Genomic DNA, 17806 nt, shown 5'->3' on the forward strand with positions numbered 1-17806 from the left:
CACGGGACCTGGTCAGTGCTTTTCCGCAGTCTCAGCGGCTGCGCACCCCCGCGTAGCGACGGCGATAGAGGATCCACGGGCGGCCGAGGTATTGCAGCGGGATCGACCAGACGTGCACGAGGCGGCTGAAGGGGAACAGCGCCCAGAACGACCAGGCGATGATGGCGTGCACCTGGTAGATCGTCCTGGCGTGCACGGCGGCGGAGACGTCGGGGTCCAGATAGAACAGCGAGCGCCACCAAGGGGCAATCGACTCGCGGTAGTCGTAGGGATGGCTGGTGAGCAGATTGTCGCCGAAGGTCATGAAGCAGCCGACGGCGATCAGCACCGTGAGCAGCAGGTATGTGAGGAGATCGGTGCGCGACGTGGTGCGCCTGACGCGAGGATTGGTCGCGCGGCGATAGACCAGGCCGGCCAGCCCGACCACGCAGACGGCGCCGGCGACACCACCCGCGACGGCGGAGAACCAGCGATACAGGTTCTCGGAGATCCCGACCGCGTCGGTCAGCGACTTGGGGATCAACAGGCCCACGACGTGTCCGCCGATCGCCGCGAGCGCGCCGTAGTGGAAGGCGGGGCTGGCCCAACCCAGGATCTTGCGTTCCAGCAGCTGGGTCGAGCCGCTGGTCCACCCGAGTTGGTCGGTGCGGTAGCGCCACCAGTGCCCGACGACGAACGCCGCGGCCGCGGCGTAGGGGAAGATGATCCACAGCAGGATCGCGCCGGCGCTCATCTCCGGCTCCCGATCGGCATCACCTCGGGTGGCGCGAACGGCTCGAGGCCGACCGTCTCCTGCGGCGGCCCGTCGGCGGCGAGTCGCACAAGCGCCTCATGATCCTCGACGCGCAGCGACGGCAGCCCGGCGACCAGCGCGTCCAGGACATGGGCGTAGGGGTTGTCGGTGCGATGCAGTGCACCGCGCAGGAGCTCCAGCGCGGGCCGGTGTTCGGCGAGCACGGCCTCGCCGTATCCCTCGGGGGCCAGCGCGGCGAACGCGAGCATGACCGCCAGGTGGTCGGGCAGCTCACCGTCGGCCGCCGGCAGCCCGGCCTCGCGATACAGCCGCTTGAGGCGCAGCAACGCGACGCCGCGGCGGCGCGTGTCGCCGTGCTCGTAGTAGGTGAGGTGGGGGGTGATCTGGCGGCGCAGATCGAACGTCGCGACGTAGCGCACGCGGGGGTCCGTGCCGTCCTCGACCGCCTCCAAGAACCGCTTGAGGGCGTCGCGCGCGTCACTCGGCGGCAGCTCGTCGATCTCCCCAGGCGCCAGCTCGAGCCGGTCGTCGGGGTAGCGCAGCAGGTAGGACAGCAGCGCGTAGGGCGGCGGCCGGCGGCGGGTTCGCGAGCGCTTGATCACGGCCTGCTCTTCAGGATCTTGATCAGGTCGAAGTCGTCGTCGCCGCGGGTCGCGACGATCGGTGAGGAGCTGTCGGGGCGACGCTCGACGGCGCCGCAGTTGCCCGGGCCGCCGGTGAAGTCCAGGCTACATCCGTCCCCGTCGCGCATGAGCTCGGCGCCCTGCTCCGTGTGGGCCTGGGGGATGACGTAGCGGTCTTCGTAGTTGGCGATCGCCAGCAACCGGTACATCCGCTCGAGCTCGGGGCCGGTCATCGCGACCGCCTGTGGGAGCGTGTCGTCGGTCTGGCCGAGGACCTCGCGCTTGCGCATGTAGGCGCGCATCGCGGCCAGGCGGTGCAGGACGCCGCGGATGACCTCGGTGTCGCCGGCGCTGAGCAGGTTGGCGAGATACTGCTGGGGGATGCGCAGGTGGTCGATCGCGCCGAAGATGTCGTCGGGGTCGGCTTCGTAGCCGTCCTGCTCGAGCGTCGAGACGACCGGCGACAGGGGAGGCACGTACCAGACCATCGGCATCGTGCGGAACTCCGGGTGCAGCGGCAGCGCCACGCGCCAGCGGACGGCCAGGTCGTAGACCGGCGATCGGCGTGCGTGCTCCAGCCAGTCCTCGGGGATGCCATCGGCGCGCGCCGCGGCGCACACCTCGGGGTCGTTGGGGTCCAGGAACACGCTCAGCTGGCTATCGAGCAGGTCGCGCTCGTCGGGGACTGACGCGGCCTCCTCGATGCGGTCGGCGTCATAGAGCACGAGGCCGAGGTAGCGGATGCGCCCAACGCACGTCTCCGAGCAGATCGTCGGCTGGCCGACCTCGATTCGTGGGAAGCACATGGTGCACTTCTCGGCCTTGCCGGTGGAGTGGTTGAAGTACACCTTCTTGTACGGGCAGCCCGAGACGCAGTAGCGCCAGCCACGGCAACGGTCCTGGTCGACCAGGACGATGCCGTCCTCCTCGCGCTTGTACATCGCCCCCGACGGGCACGATGCGACGCACGACGGGTTCAGGCAGTGCTCGCAGATCCTGGGCAGGAAGAACATGAACGCCTGCTCGTAGGTCATGCGGACCTGCTCCTGCATGTCTGCCAGCAGCGGGTCGCTCATGGCGGTCTTCGGGCCGCCGGCCAGGCCCTCGTCCCAATTGGGCCCCCATGTGACGTCGGTGGGCTTGCCGGTCAGCTGCGAGTGCGGGCGTGCCGTGGGGTCGATGTCTGACAGCGGAGCGTTGACCAGCGTCTCGTAGTCATAGGTCCAGGGCTCGTAGTAGTCGTCGATGAGCGGCAGGTCGGGGTTGGCGAAGATCGACGCGAGCTTCTTGATCCTGCCGCCGCCCTTGAGGCGCAGCCGGCCCTTCTTGTCCAGGGTCCAGCCGCCGTTGTAGTGCTCCTGATCCGACCAGCGCTTGGGATAGCCCAGCCCAGGCTTGGTCTCGACGTTGTTGAACCACACGTACTCGGTGCCGGGCCGGTTGGTCCAGACCTGCTTGCAGGTCACCGAACACGTATGGCAGCCGATGCACTTGTCAAGGTTCATGACCATCGACATCTGGGAACGAACACGCATCAGAACGTCACCTCCGCGGTCCGCTTGCGAATGATCGCGACCGAGTCGCGATTGGCACCGGTCGGGCCGTAGTAGTTCTGGCCCCAGGACAGCTGCCCATATGCGCCGATCATGTGCGTCGGCTTCATCGTGATCGTCGTCAGCGAGTTCTCGGTCCCACCTCGGGTGCCGGTGATCTCGCTGCGCGGCGTGTTGATGTGGCGATCCTTGGAGTGGTAGAGCAGGCACATACCGCGCGGCACGCGATGTGAGACGACGGCGCGGGTCGCCACGACGCCGTTGCGGTTGTAGGCCTCGATCCAGTCGTTGTCGCCCACACCGATCGCGGCCGCGTCCTCGGGGCTCATCCAGATCCCCGACCCGCCGCGAAACAGGGTCAGCATGTGCAGGTTGTCCTGGTACTCGGAGTGGATCGACCATTTCGAGTGCGGCGTGATGTAGCGCAGCTGGATCTCGGGGATCCCGTCGCGCACGACGGGCCTGCCGCCCTCCAGCATCCGCCGGAAGTCCAGCGGGGGCCGGTAGGCGGGCAGTGCCTCGCCGTACTCCAGCATCCACTCGTGGTCGAGGTAGCAGTGCATCCGCCCCGACAACGTGTGCCACGGCTTGTGGCGCTCCACGTTGATCGTGAACGCCGCATAGGAGCGCCCCGCCTCGTCGATGCCCGACCACTCCGGTGACGTGATCACCCGCCGCGGCTGAACCTGCGTGTCCTGGAAGGTGATGCGCGCCTCCTCCGAGCGCTCGGCGAGATCGGCGAGCGGCACACCGCAGCGTTCCTGAAGCGACCGGAAGCCCTCGGTCGCGATCCGCCCGTTCGTTACCCCGGACAGGGCGAGCATCGCCTCGGCGACCTGCTGCGGACGCTCCAGCGACGGGCGGCCGTTGGCCGCGATGCCGTTCTTGGCCGCCAGCCAAGCGACCTCCTCGACCGGCTTCCAGCTCGCGCTCTTGACCGTGGAGCCGAGCGCCTCCATCAGCGGTCCGAGCGAGACGAACTGTTCCGCGATGGCGGCGTAGTCCCGCTCGATGATCTGCAGGTTGGGCATCGACACCCCGGGCACCGGCTCGCACTCGCCGGCGCGCCAGTCCAGCGCGCGGCCGCCGGGCTGAGCGAGCTCGCCCGGCGTGTCATGCGCGATCGGGCTCGCGACCAGGTCGCGGCGGGTCCCGAGGTGGTCGGCGGCAAGCGTCGAGAAGGCCTCGCTGATCGCCTTGAACGCGTCCCAGTCCGATCGGCACTCCCACGGTGGCGGCACCGCCTGGTTGAACGAGTGCACGAACGGGTGCATATCGGTCATCGACAGGTCGTACTTCTCGTACCACGTCGCGGCGGGAAGGACGACGTCGGAGTAGATCCCCGTCGTCGTCATCCGGAAGTCGATGCTGACCAACAGGTCCAACTTGCCACGCGGCGCATCCGTCGAGACCGTGACCCCACCCGGCTGATCGTCGCCGGTCAGCTCGTCCGCCATCACCGCGTCCTTCTCGGCGCCGAGCAGATGGCGCAGGAAGTACTCCTGCCCCTTGCCCGACGAGCCCAGCAGGTTCGAGCGCCATACGAAGAACACCCGTGGCCAACTCGCCGGCGCGCTTGGATCGTCGATCGCGAACCGCAGGCGCCCGCTCTTCAGCTCTTGCACGACGTGGGCCACCGGGTCGGTCCCGGACGCCTGCGCCTCGTCGGCGAGATCAAGCGGATTGCGCCCAAAGGTCGGCAGGCCGGGCATCCACCCCAGGCGCACCGCCTTGGCATGGGCGTCGATGGCGGTCTGACCGTCGAAGACGCCGCGTGCGAGCGGGCTGGCGAACTGCTCGAGGCGGAAGCGGTCATAGCGCCACTGCTCGGTGTGCGTGTAGTACCACGAGGTGCCCTGCCCCTGGCGCGGCGGGCGTCGCCAGTCCAAGGCTCCGGCGATCGTCTGCCAGCCCGCGAGCGTGCGGATCTTCTCCTGGCCGACATAGTGCGCCCAGCCGCCCCCGTTGACGCCCACGCACCCGCACAGGACGAGCAGCGCGATAAACGCCCGGTAGGTCTCGTCGGAGTGAAACCAGTGGTTGGTCCCCGCGCCCATGCAGATCATCGACCGGCCGCCGGAGACCTCGGCGTTGCGCGCGAACTCCCTGGCGACCTTCGTCGCCATCCGTCGGTCGACGCCGGTGATCGCCTCCTGCCATGCCGGCGTGTACGGCAACGACGCATCGTCGTAGCCCTGCGGCCAATCACCGGGCAGCCCGTCGCGCGCCACTCCGTAGGTCGCGAGCATCAGGTCCAGCACCGTCGTGACGAGCATCTCGCCGACGCGCATCGCCGGCACGCCGCGACGCATCACGCCGCCGCCCTCGGTCTCGCCGATGTCAAACCGCGGCAGGTCGATCGCAACCACGTCGGCATCGGATCGGTCGTGCAGCGACAGGACCGGCTCGATCCCGTCCAGCAGCAGGTTCCAGCGCCCCTTGCCCTCCTCGCCCCAGCGAAACCCCGCGGACCCGTTGGGGACCGCCGGCCGGCCGGTGCGGTCATCCAGGACGCAGGTCTTGAACTGCGTGTTCTTCCCGCCCTCACCGATGTCGGCCGCGGTCAGAAACCGATCGGTGACGTAGGCGCCGTCGCGCTGGCGCAGCGTCACCAGCAGCGGCAGATCGCTGTAGCTGCGCGCGTACTCCTCGAACCGCGGCACGCGGCGCTTGACCCAGAACTCGCTCAGGATGACGTGGCCCATGGCCATGGCCAGCGCGCCGTCGGTGCCGGGCTGCGCGGGCAGCCAGTCATCGGCGAACTTCACGTGGTCGGAGTAGTCCGGCGATACGACGACGACCTTCTGGCCCCGATAGCGCGCCTCGGTCATGAAGTGCGCGTCCGGCGTGCGCGTCATCGGCAGGTTCGTGCCCCAGATCATCAGGTAGGAGGCGTCCCACCAGTCTGCGGACTCCGGCACGTCGGTCTGGTCGCCGAAGACCTGCGGCGACGCTGCGGGCAGATCCGCGTACCAGTCATAGAAGCTCAGCATCCCGGCGCCGATCAGGCCCAGGAAGCGACTGCCCGCCGCGAACGACACCGGCGACATCGCCGGGATGGGCGTGAAGCCCGTGACTCGGTCCGGACCGTGCTCCTTGATCGTCTGCACCGTCGCCGCCGCGACGAGCTCGGTCACCTCCTCCCACGTCGCGCGCACGAACCCGCCGCGCCCGCGCTGGGCCTTGTGCGAGCCGTCGGCGGCGATCTGCGCCCACGCCGCCACGGGATCCGCGCCGCCCGCGCGCGCCTCGCGCCAGCGCTCCAGCAGCCCGCCACGCACGAGTGGGTGCTTGAGCCGCGCCGGCGAGTACGTGTACCACGAGAACGACGCCCCGCGAGGGCACCCGCGGGGCTCGTGATCCGGCCGATCGGGGTCGGTGCGCGGGTAGTCTGTCGCCTGGGTCTCCCACGTGATCAGCCCGTCCTTGACGTAGACGTTCCACGAGCAGGAGCCGGTGCAGTTCACGCCATGCGTCGAGCGCACGATCTTGTCGTGGCTCCAGCGATCCCGGTAGAACGCCTCCGACCGCCGATGGCGATCGATCAGCATGCTCCAGCCCTCCGCGTTGGCCGTCCCCCGGCGGAAGTACTCGTGCGCACGCGTCATCAGCGGACCGGCGGACTGCTGGTCGGAGAACGGCATCGCGCCATCATGCTCCTATGGCGACTTCCGAACAACCGCGCGAGATACGCCCGTGACGGTTCAGCCGGATCGCTTGACCATCCCGACCTGTATGGGCTGCGGCGCGATGGGTCGTGCGGCACGGTGCGACGGCGAATGCTCCGAGCACCGTCTCGATCTTGTCTCCGCCGACGACTTCGATGCCGTCTGCGACGCAGGCCGTGTCGCCCACGCGACCATTGTCCGGCTCGACGCCGTTCGTCGTCGCCTCGCAGAGACACCATCTGATGAACAGGTCTGCGAGGAGGCCTATCGCCAGCTCCGTGAGGCTGCGGCCGCAACGCTCGCAGGGCTCACGCCGCACGCCCTGGCCGATGGGGACGGCCCCTCCGTGCGGACGGGCTGGTGGTGCGCAACGTGCGGCAACGTGGACGCGCCCGAACCGTGCCTCGGCATCTGCATCTGGCGCGCGACCGAGTGGGTCAACCTCGACGTCTACGCCGCCGAAGACCGCCGGACCATCTCGGACAGGCGCCACGCGGACGCTTTGGTCAAGCTCGCCAGGGACGTCCTCGCCGTGACGCCGCGGCGAGGGCGCTACCTCGACAACTGGCGAGCGCTGCAGATCAGGCTCGGTTGAGCTGCGCGACCTAGGAGCGCCGGGACGAGCACGAGCTCCACCGGCCGATCGGCCCACCCAGGGCCGGGGGGTGTCGGCCGGAAGCTGCTTCTGTATGTCCAAGGCGTCACGGTGCGGGACGACGCTGTCTGTCTTCCGAGCTGGAGCACGCGACAGGGACGGCGCCGGCTCGTGAGGACGACGCCGCGCTCGGCGCCCTCGAGGGACCGCTTCGGCAGGGCCTCGACGGTCTGCTCACGGCGCGCCCGGAGCCTGCCGCTGCGCACGAGCTTCGTCGCATCCGTCTCCAGCAGCCGATCCCGGAGCGGCGGCCGGCGTGCTGCGCGCAGGAGCGCTGGTGCCGGAACTCCGGGGCGCGCTGGGGAGGGCTCACCATGAAACGGCCTTCCCACGAGGCAGCTCTCTGTGGTTCGAACCTGGACAGATGATGCGGGTTTCCAGGTCCTTCGTGAAGAGGCGCCGACCAGAATCGAACTGGTGTACACGGCTTTGCAGGCCGACCTGGCGACGCGCTGGAAAGCCAAAATTTGGCTCTGCAAAGGGATTTGTGCGGCATCTCGCGGCACGTTGCGGCACCAAATCGCGCACCGCTTTCCCATGGACTTTCCCACGGGAGGTCGTCGGGTGCCGGCGAGCGTCGATCGTGGAGGAAGATGCGGAAGATGTCCATTGGTGCTGCAGGACACTAGCCTGCGGTCGACAAACTCGCTAAAGTCCACAAGTAGCTGAACCATCGACCTGTGAGGGATTCTGATGTATGCAGAGCAGCGTTTGAGTGTGCGCGAGACGGCTCGCCGCCTAGGCGTACACGAGAACACGGTCCGGAACTGGGAGGAGCGTGGGCTAATTCGAGCCGTCAAACTGCCCGGCTCCGGATATCGCCGGTTCGACCTTGCCGAGGTCGAGCGGCTGCGCAATGAGATGCTGCACGACCTCGCGCCAGCCGTTGAGGGCCCCGTGATCCGGCCGCGGGGTCGCAAGCAGATCGTGCACGGGGATGAGCAATAGCGTGCAGCACGAGCGAAGGCCGACCGGCCCCTACTACGAAGTGAGAACACCCCTCCTGAGTCAAGGAGACATCTTTGACGATGTTCCGCTTGGATACCCCTCGCCGGCTCTCGAGATCGCAGTCGAGGAGGTCGACGAGAGCGCGCGCGCTTTCTTGAGTGGGCCGCTTTCTTTTGGTCCCGCGATGCTGATTACTCCAACCTGCTCGCTGCGTTCACAGACTGCGGGACGGGACTACGCCCATCCCGTCAGAACACTCGTTCCTCTGCGTCCGGTCCAAGAGCTGATGGAGGCCGGCATCCTCGACCCCTCGAAGCGAGGGTTAGCAGAACGCCGCGACTCTCTCATCAACTACATGTGGATGCCACCGCTACCGGACGTCGGGCTCGAGGAGAGCATGGCACTCCTCTACATGCCGGCCACGCTGCATCACGACATGATTGCTGACAGGCGGGTATCACAACTGACCCGTGACGCTTCGTCGCAACTGCAGAAGAAGCTCGCCTGGTACTCAACGAGCATGCTGCTCGAGCGTTCGGACTTCGATCCGCCGATGGACTGACATATGACGTCCCATAAGCGCGGCGGCAATCCGTATGACTTTCGATCGCCCGTCAGACACGGATCGCTCCTTGCCGGCCGAGATGATGAGTTGGCTCAGATCGACGACTTCCTCCGAGAGGCGGCGTCTGGTCGGCCAGTCCATTTCTCGCTGTTCGGAGCTCAAGGGGACGGGAAGTCGAGCCTGCTGAACGTGGTCGTGGAGATGGCGCGGGCCAGGGGCCTTCTGTCAGTGAAGCTCGCGCTAAGCGAGGCACTTGTCCAGACCGGCCTTGACTTCTACAAGGCGGTCTACGACGCGGCACTCCAAGCGCTAATCGATATGGGGCACTTGGTGGCGGACGGTGAGTTGATGCGCGCGTGGACGCTACAGACTTGTCTCGGTGAGCCGCCCTCGAAGCCGGACGTTCAGCCGCTCGAGCTGGGCATGTTGGCGGCGGCGGGGCTCCATGGTCGCATGGTTGGCGAGGTCCCGACTCAGCTAATTCAGAGGGACCTCAAGCGGTTCCTATCGCTAGGGCCGGTTCCCCTCCAAGGGCTCGTGCTGTGTCTAGACAGCGCACACTGGTTGGGCGACAACCGGGACCTAGCTCCGAGTCTGCTGCAACTCGCCGATGCGACGCCGCTGCTCACGATTGTGACCGCCGCTGAAGCGTCGGGAGACCTTCAGGAGGCTGCTCCGCGCGCGTGGGCACAGATCGAGGTAAAGCCGTTCACTCAGCCCGTTCAGGTCCTGGATGCGGTTGCGAAGCCCCTTGAATCAGCTGACGAGACACTCGTTGTAGAGCCGCCTACGCCCCTGACTGCAGCTGACATCTTGCAGTTGACTGGAGGCGGGCCATATGAGGTCAATCTTGTATGCCACTTCATCTGGGAAGCGATCCGACACGGCGAGCAAGACTCTTTCGAACTGTCGCCCGCCGTAATCGAACGAGTTGCTGCAGAGCTGGAGGAGAAGGGCAGGCACCAGGCCAGCCCGGAGATCGCCACCCTGAGCGGCCTTCCGGCCACAGAGCTGCGCACCTTGGTTCTGCTAGCGCCGTTCGAGGAGCTGACAACGCATCAGATTGCGTTAGTCCGACTCCTGCTCCGCGACTTCGGCGATAGCGATCTCACGGACGCTGAGGACGCGATTGGCCAAGAGCTATCGGCGCTGCAGGAGCGAGGGCTCGTGCAGATCGAGCAGGACCGATTCAAGCTGACGGGAGGACGCGACGCGCGGGTGTATCTGCGTTACGCGGCTAAGCGCGTATCGCCCTCGTCGGAGCTCCGCTTCGGTCGGGACTATCCCCGAACGGTGGCATCGCGCTGCGCTACTGCTCTCGCAGGCGCCGTGCTCGGTGAATCCTATGAGGGCGCCCGCTTGTTCCGTCGAGGGCGGCCTCGTGAGATCGGCCAGAGCGCGGCAGGGCGGTTGCTGGAGTCGCTCGGTAGAGCAGCAGACGAAGGCGATCTCGTCGGACTCGGGACTGTGCTCGGTGGGTGGGTGGGACCCGCCGAGATGCAGAAGCACTCTGGCTGTGGATTCTGGCTGATGGGTCTCACCATGCAGGTGGGGGTGCACGAGGTCGAGCACGTGGAACTCGTTGCCGGCCCAGACGGCGGGGACCCCTCCGAGCTCCAAGCGGCTGGTCAAAACTGGCTCGAGGAGAATCGGGAGCTCCTCGCCAAGTACGGGGCTCAGGACGCCGAGCTTCGTTGCCACCAGATCAGTTGGGAACTGTTGGCCTCGGCCCTTTCCTACTGGCTCCTCGCAGCGATGTCCCAGGTTGCCTTCTTCTTGTATCGGGCTGGGTCAAATGAACTGGCCGAAGACGTCTTGACGGCTGTGCTCCATCAGTGTGAGCCACTGATCGGCGCAGAACCTCTTGACCCCCTGCTTCGGACCCAGGTCGCGAACGTCCTCAGCCGGCGGGGCTTCATGGCCGCAACGCGCGGCGATTGGCAGGCGGCCTCAGAGCTGCTCGAACAGAGCGCCACCATGGCGCTGACTGAGGGCTGGCTACTCGACTACAACCGCGCTTACGTATGCGCAATGCGCGGGCAGATCGCCGACGCCATTCGTCTTATCGAGTCGGCGGTGGAGCGGCTGGAACCCGATTCTGGTCTCGTTGTCCTGCACGCCTTCATGCCGACGCCCGACGAGTGGATACCCCCCGACCCGCTCTGGAACGTCGTCGAGGTCCAAGGCGCCTGGGTCGGTCGGTTCCTGGAACTGCAACGATGCGTGATTCGAGCGCGGTCGTCCGAGGACTCTCGCGCGGCGCTGGAGTCGGCGGTGCGCACATTGAGCCCGTCGGCACCGATGGCGCTCATTCGGCTTGCTGGCTGGGCAACCCTCACTTCTCGCGCAGCCCAGCGAGGCGAGAGACCTGTTCGGGCGCGCTCTCCTGGCGGCTCCCTACGACGGAGCCGCGGTCCCCCAGTCGGAGGCTGACTTCGCCCAGAAGCACTTGGGCCAAGGTGATCTGGGCAGCGATGGCCATGTGCCCTAGTCGGGCTCTCTCGCCTCAGCAGCCCCTGGGGCGGACTGAGGCACGGATCGGCGATGCACCCGCCGCGGCCCGGTTTCTGGCTCTAGCCCTGGCGATCGTGGGCGCTTCCAGTCCTTGACCACCCGCCCTCACCATGGGGTTCGTTCGGGTGGTCAAGGACTGTCAGCGGTGAGACGGTCGAGGGGCAGGTTGCGACCGGGTGGCGGCGGGTGCATCGCCTTTGGGGTCATGGGAGCTGCAAGGAAGCAGAGCAAGGGAGTTCAGATCACCGAGAGGGATGTTCAGATCGTTCGGTGGCTGGGTCGGGTGCGGCTGGCGACGGTGGATGAGGTACGGGTGCGGTGGGAGATGGGCAGGACCAAGGCCTATGAGCGCTTGAAGGTGCTCGTGGGGGCTGGGCTGGTGGTGCATGAGCGTGGGGTGCCGGGGCATGGGGTGTATCTGGCATCGCGGCAGGGATTGCAGATGGCGGGGGTGGGGTTGGCGCCGGCGACAATGAGCTTGGGTGCGCTGGCGCATGACCTTGCGGTGGCGGGCCTCGTGGCGCGGCTGGAGCGCGACCTGGCCGGCGGGGCGTTGCTGACCGAGCGTGAGGTGCGCGCGCACGCGCGCGAGACCGGCGATCTGAACTTCCGCCCGACGGTCTCGCGGCGTGGGATGCGCGACGCACGCCACTGGCCCGACCTCGTCTTGCTGACCCGGGGCAGTCCGCCGGGCTGGCTGGCCATCGAGGTCGAGCTCCACAAGAAGGGCTCCCAGCGCCTGCAAGCCATCCTTGCGGCCTACCGCTGGGCCAACACAAGCCAGCCCGCGTTCCGGCTGTGGGGCGTGCTCTATCTCGTCCCCGACCGCGACCACCGCCGCCGCCTCGTGGAGATCGGCCGGCGTGCCGGTCTGGCCGAGGACTCGCGGCCGGTCCTGCTGGCCACCCACACCCTCGATCAGCCCGACGAGATCGCCGAGGCGATCCGGCGTCTGTGGGCGCTCAAGGGCGCCGCCGATGCACAGGAGCGCCAGGCCGAGACTCACCGCGCCGAGCGCCAACACCGCCTCGACGCCGAGCGGGCCGCTGAACATGCAGCGAGGGAGGCGGCCGTCCAACGCCGCCATGAGGAGCTCCTCGCGCTCGAAGCCGCTCATGCACCCGCGCCGCGCCGGGGCCTCGGCCGCCTCTTCAGGAGCCCCGAGCGATGATGGGCTCTCAGGCGTTCGAACCGAACGGGCGACGTGACCACCGGCCGGCACCCGAGTTGCAGCGACCGACCGCCCTCCTCGATGACACATCCGACGCACCGGCACGCCGGCCCTCGAGCGAGCTCACGGGCCGCCGCCGCGCCGTGCCGTCGGTGACCCTCACCAAGGCCGAGGCGGCCCTGGCGCTCGGCATGAGCGTGCGCTCGCTGGACAAGTACGTCATGCCCGAGGTCCGCGTCATCCGGCGAGGCAGCATGGTGCTCATCCCGGTCCGCGAGCTCGAGCGCTGGGCCGAGGCCTCCGCCGAGTCCACCCTCTAGCTAGCTGTATAGCTAGCTTGCTAGCTAGCAATCACAATAACTAGCTCGCTGCCGTGCCGAAGTCGTCCAGGAACGTGCTCAGGAAGCGCTCGTGGCGGTCCAGGTGGTCGGGCATGAGATGGCCGTACAAGTCCATGGTCTGCTGGATTGTCGAATGGCCCATCAGCGCCGACAGCTCCTTGATGTCGACGTACTCGCCCGAGCGCGCGGCGGCCGCGATGATCCACGAGGCATACGTGTGACGGCACTCGTGAAAGCCGATGCGCTGCTCGCCGGCCTTGTCCCAGCGCTGGTAGGCACGACGGAGCACCGGACCCCACTGTCCCGCCCATGGAGCCTCGGGCGACGGGCCGAAGAGGAATCCCTCGCGGCGGCCGCTGCGGACCAGGTGCTCGCGGAGGATCGTGTGCAGCGAGCCGACCATCGGCAGCGTGCGCCAGGCGGCGTCGGACTTGCCGCGCTGCTCGTTGATCGTCGCGGACTCGACGTGGTAGCTGCGCCGGATCGTCAGCCGGCGGCGGTCGAACTCGATCGCGTCGACCGCGAGCCCGATCGCCTCGCTGCGGCGCAGCCCGGCGTAGAAGGCCAGCGCCCACAGGGCGACCTCGTCCTCGCGCAGCAGGCTGAGCAGCCGCCCGGCCTCCTCGGGCGTGGCGATGCGCTCCCGCCGGCGTCCGCCGGAGGGCAGGCCGAGCTCGGCGCAGGGGTTGGCCGTGGCCTCGCCGATGCCGATCGCCCAGCGGTACATCGCCGACAGCGGCTTGATCGTGTTGGCGATCGACGAGGGGGAGAGGCCTTCGCCCAGCAGCGTCTCGACGAAGCGGCGCAGGCCCGGCGTGGTCAGGTCGCTGGGGTACTTCGTGCCGAAGGCCGGCACCAGGCGGTACTCGGCGGCCTGTCGCATGCGATGCAGCGTCGAGGGCGAGTAGGGACGGCGCCGGCTCGTGAGGATGACGCCGCGCTCGGCGCCCTCGAGGAACCGCTGCAGCAGGGCCTCGACGGTCCGCTCATCGCGTGCCCGGAGCCTGCCGCTGCGCACGAGCTTCGTCGCATCCGCTCGCCAGCCGCCAGCCTCCAGCAGCCGATCCCTGAGCGGCATCCGGCGGTGACGCGGCTCGTTGAACGACTTGCGGACCAGCCGCTTGGAACCGGCGTCGTAGACGTGCGCGCGGACGCTGGGGAAACAGTCGCAGCGGCGGCCGGCGTGCTGCGCGCAGGAGCGCTGGTGCCGGATCTCCACGCCCTCAGGGGCGCGCTTGGGAGCGCTCGCCATGGAAATGACTTTCCCACGAGCTTTCCCACGAGGCAACTCTCTGTGGTTCGAACCTGGACAGATGTTGCGTATTTCCAGGTCCTTCCTGAAGAGGCGCCGACCAGAATCGAACTGGTGTACACGGCTTTGCAGGCCGCTGCGTAGCCACTCCGCCACGGCGCCGGGGTGCTGCCGACAGCGTAGACCGTCGGCCGCCGGCGCGTTCTGGCGACGCCTCGCGCGCGGCGCGCGCGTCTGGGAGGGTGACGGCCCACCCGCCCAGGAGGCCATGACGATGCCCAACATCTACGAGCCGCAGTTCGACGTCACCCAGGACGCGCCGCCCTACCACTGGCAGCGCGCGCGGCTGGGCCGGCAGGCCGGCTCCAAGGAGCTCGGCGCCTCGCTGTTCGACGTGCCGCCCGGCGCCGAGATGTTCCCCAACCACGCCCACATGGCCAACGAGGAGCTCATGCTCGTCATCGATGGCGAGCCGACCCTGCGCACCCCTGAGGGCGAGCGCCGCCTCGCGCGCGGGGAGGTCGTGGCGTTCCTCGCCGGGCCGGCCGGCACCCACCACGTGCGCAACGACACCGATGCGCTCGTGCGCGTCGTCGTGCTCAGCACGATGAAGGCGCCGGAGATCAACCTGTTCCCCGACAGCGACGAGCTCTGGGTGCGCGACTACGTCCCCGGCACCGACCCGCCCGCGGACGCCGTGGAGATCCGCGTGCCCATGACGCCCCCGGGCGCCTGAGGCGGCGGCACTGCGCGGCGCCGATTGCTAGGCTCTGCCGTCCCAGGGGCGATTAGCTCAGCTGGGAGAGCGCCTGCTCGACAAGCAGGAGGTCACTGGTTCGAGCCCAGTATCGCCCATGAACGAAACCCCGGCACTAGCTGGGGTTTCGTCGTTTCCGGGGTCGCGCGGATCACGCCACCGCGCTGCGGGTGTCGTCGAGGCCGGTGCCGGTCGGCGACGTCGCCCAGCACGTCCCCGATGGGGGCGGGCACCGTGACGCGACGGCCGGAGACCGTCCAGCCGGCACGCCGAGCAGGTGCGGCCGGTCTCCGGGCGCCCGGGACTCCCGGCCCACACGGCCGATGCGGTCGGCCGAGGTCCGCACGGACGCCGGCCTCGGCTTCGGGCGCTGGCTGACCGTCAACGTCCCCGGCGACGCCGACCGCCAGCTCCTGCTCGAGCGCCCCGCCCGCCGGCGATGAACGACGTGACCGGCGACGAGGTCCGCGAGCACGTCACCAAGGCCGTCACGGGCACGGTCATCGTCTCGACGACCGACTGCCGCGCGACCTACGAGCGCCTCGTCGACGAGGGCGTCGACATCACCCAGGAGCGGATGGAGCGTCCGTACGGGGTCGACATGGGGGTCCGCGACCCGTTCGGCGACCACCTGCGCATCACCCGGCCCGCCGCGGCCCGCGGCGCGGCGGACGCCTTCACCGCGCCGCGTGGCAGTCGGCGCAGAGGTTCAGCGGCGCGGCGACGTCGTGCTGGACGACCGCGAACCAGCGTTCGATCTCGGGGTGCTCGACCGAGTTGCGCCCGCAGCCGTCGCACTCGACGACGACGTCGTGGGCCAGCCATCCGCGGGCGGCCTTCGCGCCGCATTCGGGGCACAGGTGCGCGTCGGCGCCCTGCTGCATCGGGATGCGCTCCCAGCGGGCGAACGACGTGTCGGAGACCGAGACGAACACGGGGTGGAACGGGCACCCGTCGCAGAACGCGCAGCCGTCGCGGATCGTCACCGTGCCAGCCTAGAGCGCGCGACAGCGGGCACCCGCGCGGCTGCGCGGGGGCCACGACCTCCAGGGTCGTGCCGGCTGCCCGGGCCGGCCCGGCACGTGGCAGGTCGCCGCCCGGCGCGCGCACGCGCCGGCCCATCCCGCGCAGGCCGAACGACGACGCCTGGTCGAGGTCGCCGGGAACCCCGCCGCGTCCTTTGTCGGGGTCGGCAGGGGGCGCCGGGGCGGACTCGGTGCCGTCCGCGCGGCGGCCGAGCACGCCGCGCCGCCCGCAGCCGCACCCCGCTGAGCGCCGGCGCCGCCGCGGTGCGGGCCGGCCGCGCCTCGCTGCGATCGGCGTCCGCCACGGGGCCAGACCACCGGCACCGTTCGCGGTGCCGGTGCGGGCGGCTAACGCCTGGCCAGCCGGCGGGCGCCCTGGCCGGCGGGCGTGTGGGCCAGGCCGTAGAAGCGGAACGCCTCGGCCTCGTCCTCGAGCGTCAGCTCGGCGTCGGTGTCGTAGCTCGGCGCGTCCTTGACGTCGGCCTTGCTCCAGGCGACGCGGACGTGGCCCGGCGCGACGGAGGCGCCGGCCAGCGGCACGAGCGTCAGGTGCTTGCCGATGACGCCGCTCTTGACCGCGATGAACGCCGGCACGTCGGTCTCGACGTCGTAGAGGACCTCCGCCAGCTTGCCGAGCTTCTCGTCGGCGGCGTCGACGACGTCCTGGCCCTTCCAGTCGATGATGCTCTCGGCGACGATCGGCGAGGCGGCGGCGGGCGGCGTGCTCATGGCCACCCGGGTTCCCCGGATGGCGGACGGCCAAGCGGCGATCACGAACGTCACCCAACGGGGACCCTCTTCCCGACACGCCGTCCGGACCGTGCATGGACCCACTCGCCCCCATCAAGGCCTTCGACCGCCTCCAGCGCCGCCACCGCGGCCTGGCGATCCCTGTCGCGGTCATCAAGAAGTTCGGCGACGACCAGGGCGGCAACCTCGCCGCGCTCATCGCCTACTACGGGTTCTTCTCGCTCTTCCCGCTGCTGATGGTCTTCGTCGCGGGCCTCGGCTTCGTCCTGGACGGCGACCCGGGCGCCCAGCAGGCCGTGCTCGACTCGGCGCTCAAGGAGATCCCGATCATCGGCGACCAGCTGCGGGCCGGCTCGCTGACCGGCAACGGGCTGGCGCTCGGCGTCGGGCTGGTCGGCGCCCTGCTCTCGGGCCTGGGCGTGACGCTCGCCGCGCAGACCGCGTTCAACCGCGTCCACGGCGTCCCGCACCGCGAGCGCCCCAACTTCCTGACGTCGCGCCTGCGCGGACTCGGGCTGCTCGCCTCGCTGGGCACGCTGCAGCTCGTCTCGACCGTCGCCTCGGGCCTGGTGTCCGGTGGCTTCGGCGGCGCCGCGCTGCTCGTCGCCGGCGTCGTGGTGTCGCTGGTGCTCAACGGCGTGCTGTTCACCGTGGCCTTCCGGCTGCTGACCGACAGCAGCGTCCCCACCCGCCAGCTGCGGCCGGGGATCCTCTCGGCCACCGTCCTGTGGACGATCCTGCAGGCCGTCGGCGGCGCCTACATCGGCCACGTCGTCAAGGGCGCGGGGTCGACGTACGGCACGTTCGCCACGGTCATCGGGCTGCTGACCTGGCTGTTCCTCGGCGCGCGCGTCGTCGTCTACTCCGCCGAGGTCAACAGCGTCCTGGCCAACCGCCTGTGGCCGCGTGGGCTGTTCGACCCGCCCGAGCCGGCCGACGACGAGGCCCTGACGATCCTGGCCGAGATGGAGACCCACCGCGACGACCAGGACGTCTCCGTGTCGTTCCGCGACCGCACCGCGCCGTCGCCCGGCGGCTCCGACGGCCCGGCCTGAATCGGGACGCTCGAGGTTGGTGCAGGATCGCTGGCGCCGGAGGGCGCACCTGGCACCTTGGCGCGGTCGGTGCCCGGTGGGTCCCAGCTTCGCGGTGCCCCCGTCCCCCGGGTCCTGGCGGGCGGCCTGGCACTTCCTGCCGGCGGCCGGGTCGGCCTTCACCGACGCGGGCGCG

At 69.2% G+C, this 17806-nt stretch carries 15 protein-coding genes and 3 tRNA genes; 9 read left to right on the top strand and 9 right to left on the bottom strand.

The genetic code is table 11. The annotated features are described in order from the left end of the window. Window positions 1-31: 31 nt before the first annotated feature. Genes narI through FSW04_RS15305 form a run of 4 tightly spaced genes read right to left on the bottom strand, consistent with a single transcriptional unit; the run spans window position 32 to window position 6574 of the window. On the bottom strand, window positions 32-733 hold the full coding sequence (gene narI / locus FSW04_RS15290; protein ID WP_146920747.1) for a respiratory nitrate reductase subunit gamma: 702 nt from the start codon (window positions 731-733) through the stop codon (window positions 32-34). Further along, window positions 730-1356: a nitrate reductase molybdenum cofactor assembly chaperone gene (narJ, locus tag FSW04_RS15295; RefSeq protein ID WP_146920749.1), complete on the bottom strand. Its 627-nt coding sequence runs from the start codon at window positions 1354-1356 to the stop codon at window positions 730-732. The genes narI and narJ overlap by 4 nt, the downstream gene beginning before the upstream one ends. Continuing rightward, window positions 1353-2912, bottom strand: coding sequence for a nitrate reductase subunit beta (narH, locus tag FSW04_RS15300; RefSeq protein WP_146920752.1), 1560 nt, complete (start codon window positions 2910-2912; stop codon window positions 1353-1355). The genes narJ and narH overlap by 4 nt, the downstream gene beginning before the upstream one ends. Then, the gene (locus tag FSW04_RS15305; protein WP_146920754.1) at window positions 2912-6574 is read right to left on the bottom strand and encodes a nitrate reductase subunit alpha; all 3663 of its coding nucleotides are present in this window, start codon (window positions 6572-6574) and stop codon (window positions 2912-2914) included. Before FSW04_RS15305 ends, narH begins: the two co-directional genes overlap by 1 nt. 73 nt (window positions 6575-6647) lie before the next feature. On the opposite strand from FSW04_RS15305, the gene FSW04_RS15310 reads away from it, so the two are divergent. Next, entirely contained in the window at window positions 6648-7193 is a 546-nt protein-coding gene (locus FSW04_RS15310) for a hypothetical protein (RefSeq protein ID WP_187368820.1), read from the top strand. Between the two features lie 454 nt (window positions 7194-7647). Here the strand turns inward: FSW04_RS15310 and FSW04_RS25425 are convergent. Continuing rightward, window positions 7648-7715 (bottom strand) — tRNA-Cys (locus FSW04_RS25425). Window positions 7716-7946: 231 nt separating this feature from the next. On the opposite strand from FSW04_RS25425, the gene FSW04_RS28565 reads away from it, so the two are divergent. The 5 genes from FSW04_RS28565 (at window position 7947) to FSW04_RS15335 (ending at window position 12771) form a co-directional block, all read left to right on the top strand. Next, window positions 7947-8201, top strand: a complete 255-nt coding sequence (locus tag FSW04_RS28565) for a MerR family transcriptional regulator (RefSeq protein ID WP_146920758.1) — start codon at window positions 7947-7949, stop codon at window positions 8199-8201. Next, the gene (locus tag FSW04_RS15320) at window positions 8191-8763 is read left to right on the top strand and encodes a hypothetical protein (protein WP_146920761.1); all 573 of its coding nucleotides are present in this window, start codon (window positions 8191-8193) and stop codon (window positions 8761-8763) included. Before FSW04_RS28565 ends, FSW04_RS15320 begins: the two co-directional genes overlap by 11 nt. Window positions 8764-8853: 90 nt before the next feature. Then, a complete protein-coding gene (locus FSW04_RS15325) occupies window positions 8854-11199 on the top strand; it encodes an ATP-binding protein (RefSeq protein ID WP_187368821.1) in 2346 nt (781 codons plus the stop codon). Window positions 11200-11563: 364 nt separating this feature from the next. Beyond that, complete coding sequence (locus tag FSW04_RS15330) at window positions 11564-12451, top strand: hypothetical protein (protein ID WP_146920765.1); 888 nt, start codon at window positions 11564-11566, stop codon at window positions 12449-12451. 143 nt (window positions 12452-12594) lie between these two features. After that, window positions 12595-12771, top strand: coding sequence for a helix-turn-helix domain-containing protein (locus FSW04_RS15335; RefSeq protein WP_146920767.1), 177 nt, complete (start codon window positions 12595-12597; stop codon window positions 12769-12771). A gap of 40 nt (window positions 12772-12811) precedes the next feature. On the opposite strand, the gene FSW04_RS15340 is transcribed toward FSW04_RS15335, so the two are convergent. Together FSW04_RS15340 and FSW04_RS15345 are read right to left on the bottom strand one after the other, a co-directional pair. Beyond that, window positions 12812-14044, bottom strand: a complete 1233-nt coding sequence (locus tag FSW04_RS15340) for a tyrosine-type recombinase/integrase (protein ID WP_146920769.1) — start codon at window positions 14042-14044, stop codon at window positions 12812-12814. A gap of 91 nt (window positions 14045-14135) precedes the next feature. Further along, window positions 14136-14206, bottom strand: a tRNA-Cys gene (locus FSW04_RS15345). 106 nt (window positions 14207-14312) lie between these two features. Between FSW04_RS15345 and FSW04_RS15350 the strand changes: the two genes are divergently transcribed. Together FSW04_RS15350 and FSW04_RS15355 are read left to right on the top strand one after the other, a co-directional pair. Next, on the top strand, window positions 14313-14780 hold the full coding sequence (locus tag FSW04_RS15350) for a cupin domain-containing protein (RefSeq protein ID WP_146920772.1): 468 nt from the start codon (window positions 14313-14315) through the stop codon (window positions 14778-14780). Between the two features lie 46 nt (window positions 14781-14826). Next, window positions 14827-14899: transfer RNA gene (locus FSW04_RS15355), tRNA-Val, on the top strand. A 579-nt stretch (window positions 14900-15478) separates the two neighbouring features. On the opposite strand, the gene FSW04_RS15360 is transcribed toward FSW04_RS15355, so the two are convergent. Further along, entirely contained in the window at window positions 15479-15787 is a 309-nt protein-coding gene (locus tag FSW04_RS15360; protein ID WP_146920774.1) for a hypothetical protein, read from the bottom strand. A 387-nt stretch (window positions 15788-16174) separates the two neighbouring features. Next, window positions 16175-16555: a PRC-barrel domain-containing protein gene (locus FSW04_RS15365; protein ID WP_146920776.1), complete on the bottom strand. Its 381-nt coding sequence runs from the start codon at window positions 16553-16555 to the stop codon at window positions 16175-16177. A gap of 95 nt (window positions 16556-16650) precedes the next feature. On the opposite strand from FSW04_RS15365, the gene FSW04_RS15370 reads away from it, so the two are divergent. Further along, entirely contained in the window at window positions 16651-17631 is a 981-nt protein-coding gene (locus FSW04_RS15370; protein ID WP_146920778.1) for a YihY/virulence factor BrkB family protein, read from the top strand. The last annotated feature ends 175 nt before the right edge of the window (window positions 17632-17806 follow it).

It is taken from the genome of Baekduia soli (assembly GCF_007970665.1).
Classification (GTDB): Bacteria; Actinomycetota; Thermoleophilia; order Solirubrobacterales; family Solirubrobacteraceae; genus Baekduia; species Baekduia soli.

What these genes read in the sequence shown, in the direction of transcription:
- FSW04_RS15350 (WP_146920772.1), top strand. Translation starts at nt 14,313, where the DNA reads ATGACGATGCCCAACATCTACGAGCCGCAGTTCGACGTCACCCAGGAC.
- FSW04_RS15340 (WP_146920769.1), bottom strand. Translation starts at nt 14,044, where the DNA reads ATGGCGAGCGCTCCCAAGCGCGCCCCTGAGGGCGTGGAGATCCGGCAC.
- FSW04_RS28565 (WP_146920758.1), top strand. Translation starts at nt 7,947, where the DNA reads ATGTATGCAGAGCAGCGTTTGAGTGTGCGCGAGACGGCTCGCCGCCTA.
- FSW04_RS15370 (WP_146920778.1), top strand. Translation starts at nt 16,651, where the DNA reads ATGGACCCACTCGCCCCCATCAAGGCCTTCGACCGCCTCCAGCGCCGC.
- FSW04_RS15320 (WP_146920761.1), top strand. Translation starts at nt 8,191, where the DNA reads ATGAGCAATAGCGTGCAGCACGAGCGAAGGCCGACCGGCCCCTACTAC.
- FSW04_RS15305 (WP_146920754.1), bottom strand. Translation starts at nt 6,574, where the DNA reads ATGCCGTTCTCCGACCAGCAGTCCGCCGGTCCGCTGATGACGCGTGCG.
- narI (WP_146920747.1), bottom strand. Translation starts at nt 733, where the DNA reads ATGAGCGCCGGCGCGATCCTGCTGTGGATCATCTTCCCCTACGCCGCG.
- FSW04_RS15365 (WP_146920776.1), bottom strand. Translation starts at nt 16,555, where the DNA reads ATGAGCACGCCGCCCGCCGCCGCCTCGCCGATCGTCGCCGAGAGCATC.
- narH (WP_146920752.1), bottom strand. Translation starts at nt 2,912, where the DNA reads ATGCGTGTTCGTTCCCAGATGTCGATGGTCATGAACCTTGACAAGTGC.